Raw genomic sequence first — 7,299 nt, 5'->3', positions numbered from 1 at the left:
AAAGAATATATATAAAAAATAAATAAATCCTTGTTTGAAATTAAGCTTAAAAACTTCGTCTACAAAAAAAGCAAAATGGCCCGTTACGTTTGTAGTTAACTTTTGAACGGCCAAAAAACCTGCTACGTTTACTAGCCCAGCTACAAACGATAATAGAGAAGCAATTTTAAGATTATGTCTTAGATTCCTTTTAGAGCCCTGATGTTTGAACATGATAATGATTTAAGTTCAGATAATCAAATTTTAGAAATCAATGCTTATCTAGAATTGAGTTTTTTGTAATTAGCACTTTAGTGTTTTACCGTTTAGGGAAGCTTTATTTTAAATTTTAAGTTTAAAAATTGGCTATTTCAACTAACTCTTTCGAGCATTTCCTTATCCTCCTTAGGAAGTTCATTTAAAAGATATTGATTATTGAAGATGAATTTAGAAATCATAATTAATTCCAAAGCTACACTATTTTTCCTCTTCACTTTCCGTTATTGATTTAAATCAAATTCCATCATATTCTTAGTCATTTAAATCTCCTCTTAGCCAACGTATTTTTGCATGAGCAATTAACCTTTCTTGCAATAATAAATTATGAAAAATACAGAACAGCTAAAGAATATTGGTATCAAATCAAATAAAGAAATCTTCTGGAATTTGTCTGAACTTAAATTAGTAACACATACAGTAAAGAAAAAACAAGGACTTATAACTAGTTCAGGTGCATTAGCCTGTGATACAGGCGAATTTACCGGTCGCTCTCCCAAAGATAAATATATTGTAAGAGACGAAAAAACCAAAGATTCTGTTTGGTGGGGAGAAGTAAATCATCCGTTCTTACCAGAGGATTTTGATAAACTATACGATCGAGTTACTGTTCATCTTTCTAATAGAGCTATTTATATTAAAGACGTTTATGCATGTGCAAAAAAAGAATACCAATTAAATGTAAGAGTGGTTACCGATAATCCTTGGCAAAGCCTCTTTGTTAACAATCTTTTTTTAAGACCTACAGAAAAAGAACTTGAAACTTTCCAACACGAATGGTTGATACTTGTTGCACCCGAATTTAAGGCAGAACCTAAAATTGATAAAACCCGACAACATAATTTTACAATTATAAACTTTACCAAAAAAATAATACTTATTGGGGGTAGTGCGTATACAGGTGAAATTAAAAAAGGAATTTTTACGGTTCTAAATTATATTCTTCCTCACGAAAAAGACATACTATCAATGCATTGCTCTGCTAATATTGGCAAAGATGGTGATACTTCCGTATTTTTTGGTTTATCAGGTACTGGTAAAACAACCCTATCTGCAGATCCTTTAAGAAAATTAATCGGTGACGACGAACATGGATGGGATAATGATAGTGTTTTTAATTTTGAAGGAGGCTGTTATGCTAAATGTGTGAATCTAAGTAAAGAAAAAGAACCTCAAATTTTTTCAGCAGTGCGTTTCGGGACTTTACTCGAGAATGTTCGATTCTTTGAAGGAACTAATATAGTTGATTATGATAATATTTCAGTAACTGAAAATACCAGGGCAGCCTATCCAATCCATTTTATTGATAACGCCATAAATCCATCTATTGGTAGTGTCCCAAAAAATATTTTCTTTCTTACTTGTGATGCTTTTGGAGTACTACCTCCTATTTCAAAACTAACTATCGGGCAAGCTATGTATCATTTTATTTCAGGATACACCGCTAAGGTAGCAGGAACCGAAGCAGGAATTACAGAACCACAAACTACGTTTTCGGCTTGTTTTGGAAAACCTTTTTTACCCCTACATCCAACTAAATATGCTGAACTATTGGGAAAAAAACTCAAAGAAAATAATGTTAACGTTTGGCTCATCAACACAGGATGGTCAGGTGGTGCTTATGGGGTTGGAGAACGAATTAAACTTTCCTACACCAGAGCTATGATAACAGCTGTTCTTGAAGATAAACTTAATAAAGTTGACTATATACAACATTCTGTATTTGGATTACAAATGCCTGCGCAATGCGAAGGTGTACCATCGGAAATATTAAATCCTAAGAATACTTGGAATGATAAATCCGCTTACGATAAAAAGGCTCAAAGTCTTGCTGCACAATTTGTAGAGAACTTTAAAACCTTTGAATCCTTTGCTAACCAAGAGATAATTGGTGGTGCTCCAACTATTATATAGTATGAAAGTTTGTATTTCCTAATATCCTAATTATGGGAGAACCCTCCTCGAGAAAATCCCCTTAGGTATGAGACTTGTTACTTACTATAACTTATGGGATGAAATTCCAGAAAGTTTCAACTTACAATATACTGCCTTAGAGGAATACTTAACTTTTGGGTAAAAAAATTTAACCATCGTGAAAGATAAACTTACCATGCAAAAAAATAAAGAAGCATTGCTGCTAAAAGGAGTTCTGAAATTAAAGATAATTGGGTTAAGGAAAGTTACCACTGAAAATATTCTCTCTAATGAATTGTACCGATTGTACTTTATTAGATTTCTTGAAGACAAAACAATTTTTAGAAATGATTCTGAAATTCAGACTATAAATGAATTAAAAAAAGCCTATAAATGGGCCGAAAAAGTACAGAAAACATAACATCTCAATATGAAACATATGAATATAATGGATAAAATAAATACACGTCTTGGTCCGTTAGGCGATCATGCTTATTATGCACATGGATATTATGCTTACCCAAAACTCGAGGGAGATATTAGTAATACAATGCTTTTTAATGGCAAGAAGAAATTAGTTTGGAGTTTGAATAATTATCTGGGACTGGCAAATCACCCAGAAGTTAGAGATGCCGATAATGAAGGTACTCGCCGCTACGGTCTTGCTTATCCTATGGGAGCGCGCATGATGAGCGGAAATACCAGACTACATGAGGAGTTTGAAGAAAAAATTGCAGATTATGTTCAAAAAGAAGATGCTTTTTTATTGAATTATGGATATCAGGGAATGCTTTCTATCATTGATAGTTTGGTGGACCGAAAAGATGTTATCGTTTACGACGCAGAGGCACATGCCTGTATTATAGACGGAATGAGATTACACCAGGGAAAGCGTTTTGTTTTTAAACACAATAACATTGAAGACTGTGAAAAACAGCTCGAACGTGCCAAAAAGATAGTGAAAGAAACTAAAGGAGCAATCTTAGTAATTACTGAAGGTGTTTTTGGTATGCGTGGCGATCAGGGTAAATTAAAAGAAATTGTAGCACTCAAGAAAAAATATAATTTTTCGCTACTGGTAGATGATGCCCATGGTATTGGCTGTATGGGAAATACTGGTGCAGGAACTGGCGAAGAACAAGGCGTTCAAGATGGCATTGATTTTTATTTTGGCACATTTGCTAAATCATTTGCAGGAATTGGTGCTTTTGTGGCCAGTACCAAAGAGGCAATACTATTCTTAAAATACAATATGCGCTCCCAAATATTTGCCAAAGCACTACCAATGCCAATGGTTTTTGGCGCTTTAAAACGATTGGAGTTAATGCGAACTAAACCAGAACTTAGAGAAAAACTTTGGAAAATAACAAATAGTTTACAAAGTGGCCTAACTAATTCAGGTTTTGATATAGGAAGTACCAATTCCCCCGTTACACCTGTCTACCTTAATGGAACTATAGGTGAAGCCACTGCTTTGGTTAGAGACTTACGAGAAAATCATCAAATATTCTGCTCTATGGTAGTATATCCAGTTGTACCTAAAGGAATGATTATTTTACGATTGATACCAACTGCAATACATACTCTGGAGGATGTTGAAAGAACTATAACAGTATTTAAAGAGATTAGAACTAACCTCAATACAGGACAATATAAACTCTTGGAAGAAGCAACAGTTTAAACATTAAATTACTCATAAATTAAATCATTAACCCTAACAGGGTAGTATTCTCTATTGAGAGAGAACTTTAAAATATAGATTAAAATAATCTATTTAACTAGGTAAGAATTCTAACTATCTATTTAAAAAACGGAGAAACTTTAAAGATAACCATAAAGTCCTCCGTTTTATTTTTAGTTTAACTTCTAAATATTTGCGAAGCATGATATTTTGTTATTTATAATTAGTACATACCTGAAAATACCTCATATTTAATTTGATACTTAAATAGTACCACCTCTTTTACCTCCCTGAACATAATTAATAGTTAAATGAATTAAAATAGCTCTGGATATTCGCATTATTGGGATTTGCAATAAAAAGCATAAAATCACCAAAACTGGTAGTAATATTTTAAATGAAATTTCATAGTTCTCGTTTAAATACAATCCCAGGAATAATAGAGGTATAAAAACAATCAATACTATTGGATAACTAATCCACAAAGCAGCAGAGTAAAAGCCTGGCTCAATTTTAAAATCCTGATTGCAGTGCGAACAGTTTTGTGGCATGTCAAGAATTTTATTAAATACGAAAAGCCCTCGATTGGTAAATAAATTCCCTTTATAACATCTGGGACACTTTAGTTTAAAGATATTATATAGTTTTATTCTTGTGTCCATCGACTTACTCCATATTATCCACAACAGCTTGACCAAATTCCGAACACTTAAGTAAGGTAGCACCTTGCATCAAACGCTCAAAATCATAAGTAACTGTTTTTTTGTTTATAGCTCCTTTAATACCTTTAAGGATGAGATCTGCCGCTTCCTGCCAACCAAGATATTCCAACATCATTACTCCAGAAAGAATTTCAGAGGAAGGATTTACTTTGTCCAGATCTTTATATTTAGGAGCAGTTCCATGTGTAGCTTCAAATATCGAAACCCCAGTTGTGTAATTAATGTTTGCTCCTGGGGCAATTCCAATCCCGCCTACTATTGCTGCCAAAGCATCCGAAATATAATCTCCATTAAGGTTTAGTGTGGCAATAATATCATATTGTTCGGGTCTTAATATGATTTGTTGCAAAAAAGCATCGGCTATTACATCTTTTACAATAACTTTATTACCATATTTTTCAATAACTTGCCAAGGTCCTCCTTCATAATCTTTGGCTCCAAATTCATCTTTTGCTAATTGATACCCCCACTCTTTAAATTTACCTTCAGTAAATTTCATGATATTTCCTTTGTGTACTATTGTTACTGATTTTTTTTTATTTTCTACAGCGTATTTAAGAGCAGCTCTAATAAGTCGTTCAGATCCTTCTTTTGAAACTGGTTTTATTCCTATTGAAACTGTGTTTGGAAATCGAATAACCTTAACTGCCATCTCATTAATCAAAAAATCTTTAACCTTCTCTAATTCTGGCGTACCAGCCATCCATTCAATACCAGCATAAATATCTTCTGTATTTTCTCTAAAAATGATCATATCTACTTTTTCAGGTGCTTTTACTGGAGAAGGAACACCAGCATACCATTTTACAGGTCTCACACACGCATATAAGTCAAGTTTTTGTCGTAACGCAACATTAAGAGATCGCATGCCTCCACCAACTGGTGTTGTTAGCGGTCCTTTTATAGCCACCAAAAACTCCTTAATATCCTCAATTGTTGCATCAGGTAACCAATTTCCGGTTTTTTCAAAAGCTTTTTCCCCTGCATAAACTTCTTTCCACTGAATCTTTCTCTTACCACCATAAGCTCTCTGTACCGCTGCATCAAAAACTAATTTTGATGCTTTCCAAATATCCGGTCCTATACCATCTCCCTCAATAAAAGGAATTATGGGGTGAGAAGGAACAATTAGCCTTCCGTTTTGAATACTTATTTTATTCTCATTTATCATTTTATATTTTTTTAAATTCAATGCAGACTTTCGTTGATTCAACTTTATTTCCGTTATTTAACCCTCACTATTTTCTCTCTGGCTTCTTATGAAGAAGAAATCAAATAGTTATACAAATATATAACAAATGTTATATATTTTATTAATTAATGTTATATTTGTTTTATGAAAGATTTCTTTGCCAAATTTGATTTCCAAAGTAACCAGCTTTTTGAAAACCTGACTGAATCAGAAAAGCAAGCAGTAGAAAGTGTTATGGAACCCCTTAACATAAAAAAAGGAAGTATGCTTTTTTACGAAGGTGGTATTCCTACTGGTATTTATCAAATAAAAAATGGTAAGTCCAAAAAATTTAAGCGCGGTTTTACTGGTGACGAACAAATATTTTACATTTACACATCAGATGATGTACTGGGATATCACGCCCTACTTGGACAAGAAAGATATCAAGACTCCTGTGAGGCACTCGAAGATTTAAAAGTGAATTTTATAGCTAAGGATGATTTTTTGAAACTACTTCAAGAAATCCCTGCTTTACAGCAAAAAGTTATTAAGAATATTAGTCATGAATTTGGAGTTCTGGCAAACATCATTACAGTATTGGCCCAAAAGAATCAAAATGCGCGATTGGCACTATTTTTACTATTGTTGGAAAATAGATTCAATCGAAATTCACTAACTGTCAAAGGTATTGACTTAACACGTGATGACTTAGCCAATCTCATTGGGACATCACAAGAAAGTCTGGGTAGAAGCCTTAAACAATTTAAAGAACAGGGCGCTATTATTATAGATAAAAGAAATATCTATATAAAAGACAGAGAGCAATTAGAACAATTACTACAAGTGAAAATTGAGTAATTCAGATAACCATTAAAACTTTTTTATTCAAAATTATAATGGTCATCATTTTTCATATTACACTTCAACGTACATTGCAAACTGATAAATTATCCCCAAACCAATCACTTATACACTCTTAAAGAATTAAGAACAAGTTCTTGGCAAAAATACAGTCCAAATTTCTATTAAAAAATCTTAAAACCAAACTTAAGATATATATCCTACAACACTAAAACGGATCCAAACACAACCATTCTAGCGTAATAAAGACGTTAATAATCGCAAACTAGTAGAAACTTCCTCTATATCTGTAAACACAAATTTTAGATATGTTTTACGTTAGTTTCTTATGGAGACCCTTCGTTCCTCAGAGTGACAATATTGCATAAGAGAAAATATACACAAACACGATAGTGGGATTTTGAAAGCTTTCAAAAAGCTCTTCGCGTAACTTTGTGTTTTCTTTTGCGGAATTTTACAAAACAACCTTTTCACAAAACAGTCATTTTTGTATATATTTTATTTGAATTATATCCAAAAAAAAATCCTCATCAATTACTTGATGAGGATTCTAAAGAAAGGCGACGACATACTCTCCCACATAACTGCAGTACCATCTGCGCAGGCGGGCTTAACTACTCTGTTCGGGATGGGAAGAGGTGAGCCCCGCCGCAATAACCACCTTAAGGTCGTTGTTACTTGAGGTAACTTTT

General features: G+C 33.2%; 7 protein-coding genes and 1 rRNA gene. 4 read left to right on the top strand and 4 right to left on the bottom strand.

Going from position 1 to position 7,299, the window contains the following annotated elements; translation table 11 throughout:
- A partial coding sequence (locus tag B8T70_RS24150; protein ID WP_123912154.1) for a DUF1275 family protein occupies window positions 1-213 on the bottom strand: 213 nt, incomplete at its 3' end.
- 369 nt (window positions 214-582) lie between these two features.
- Here B8T70_RS24150 and pckA point away from each other — a divergent pair.
- The 3 genes from pckA (at window position 583) to B8T70_RS22250 (ending at window position 3,850) form a co-directional block, all read left to right on the top strand.
- The gene (gene pckA / locus B8T70_RS22260; protein WP_086896269.1) at window positions 583-2,169 is read left to right on the top strand and encodes a phosphoenolpyruvate carboxykinase (ATP); all 1,587 of its coding nucleotides are present in this window, start codon (window positions 583-585) and stop codon (window positions 2,167-2,169) included.
- A gap of 178 nt (window positions 2,170-2,347) precedes the next feature.
- Window positions 2,348-2,590: a hypothetical protein gene (locus B8T70_RS22255; protein WP_086896268.1), complete on the top strand. Its 243-nt coding sequence runs from the start codon at window positions 2,348-2,350 to the stop codon at window positions 2,588-2,590.
- Between the two features lie 18 nt (window positions 2,591-2,608).
- Window positions 2,609-3,850 carry an aminotransferase class I/II-fold pyridoxal phosphate-dependent enzyme gene (locus tag B8T70_RS22250; protein WP_039116398.1) on the top strand — a complete coding sequence of 414 codons (1,242 nt, stop codon included), beginning with the start codon at window positions 2,609-2,611 and terminating at the stop codon, window positions 3,848-3,850.
- A 263-nt stretch (window positions 3,851-4,113) separates the two neighbouring features.
- On the opposite strand, the gene B8T70_RS22245 is transcribed toward B8T70_RS22250, so the two are convergent.
- Together B8T70_RS22245 and icd are read right to left on the bottom strand one after the other, a co-directional pair.
- Window positions 4,114-4,512, bottom strand: a complete 399-nt coding sequence (locus tag B8T70_RS22245) for a DUF983 domain-containing protein (protein ID WP_086896267.1) — start codon at window positions 4,510-4,512, stop codon at window positions 4,114-4,116.
- 4 nt (window positions 4,513-4,516) lie between these two features.
- Window positions 4,517-5,743 carry an NADP-dependent isocitrate dehydrogenase gene (gene icd, locus B8T70_RS22240; RefSeq protein WP_086896266.1) on the bottom strand — a complete coding sequence of 409 codons (1,227 nt, stop codon included), beginning with the start codon at window positions 5,741-5,743 and terminating at the stop codon, window positions 4,517-4,519.
- A gap of 165 nt (window positions 5,744-5,908) precedes the next feature.
- Here icd and B8T70_RS22235 point away from each other — a divergent pair, with 165 nt between their 5' ends.
- The gene (locus B8T70_RS22235) at window positions 5,909-6,604 is read left to right on the top strand and encodes a Crp/Fnr family transcriptional regulator (protein ID WP_039116401.1); all 696 of its coding nucleotides are present in this window, start codon (window positions 5,909-5,911) and stop codon (window positions 6,602-6,604) included.
- A 558-nt stretch (window positions 6,605-7,162) separates the two neighbouring features.
- Here the strand turns inward: B8T70_RS22235 and rrf are convergent.
- Window positions 7,163-7,272 (bottom strand): 5S ribosomal RNA (gene rrf / locus B8T70_RS22230).
- Window positions 7,273-7,299: the final 27 nt, after the last annotated feature.

Origin of the sequence: Flavobacterium sp. AJR, assembly GCF_002156885.1 — a bacterium.
Classification (GTDB): Bacteria; Bacteroidota; Bacteroidia; order Flavobacteriales; family Flavobacteriaceae; genus Flavobacterium.
This window is presented reverse-complemented; position numbering and strand designations above follow the sequence as displayed.

Bases quoted from the DNA above. Each gene is read 5' to 3' on its own strand.
- pckA (WP_086896269.1), top strand. From the start codon at position 583: ATGAAAAATACAGAACAGCTAAAGAATATTGGTATCAAATCAAATAAA.
- B8T70_RS22250 (WP_039116398.1), top strand. From the start codon at position 2,609: ATGAATATAATGGATAAAATAAATACACGTCTTGGTCCGTTAGGCGAT.
- B8T70_RS22245 (WP_086896267.1), bottom strand. From the start codon at position 4,512: ATGGACACAAGAATAAAACTATATAATATCTTTAAACTAAAGTGTCCC.
- icd (WP_086896266.1), bottom strand. From the start codon at position 5,743: ATGATAAATGAGAATAAAATAAGTATTCAAAACGGAAGGCTAATTGTT.
- B8T70_RS22235 (WP_039116401.1), top strand. From the start codon at position 5,909: ATGAAAGATTTCTTTGCCAAATTTGATTTCCAAAGTAACCAGCTTTTT.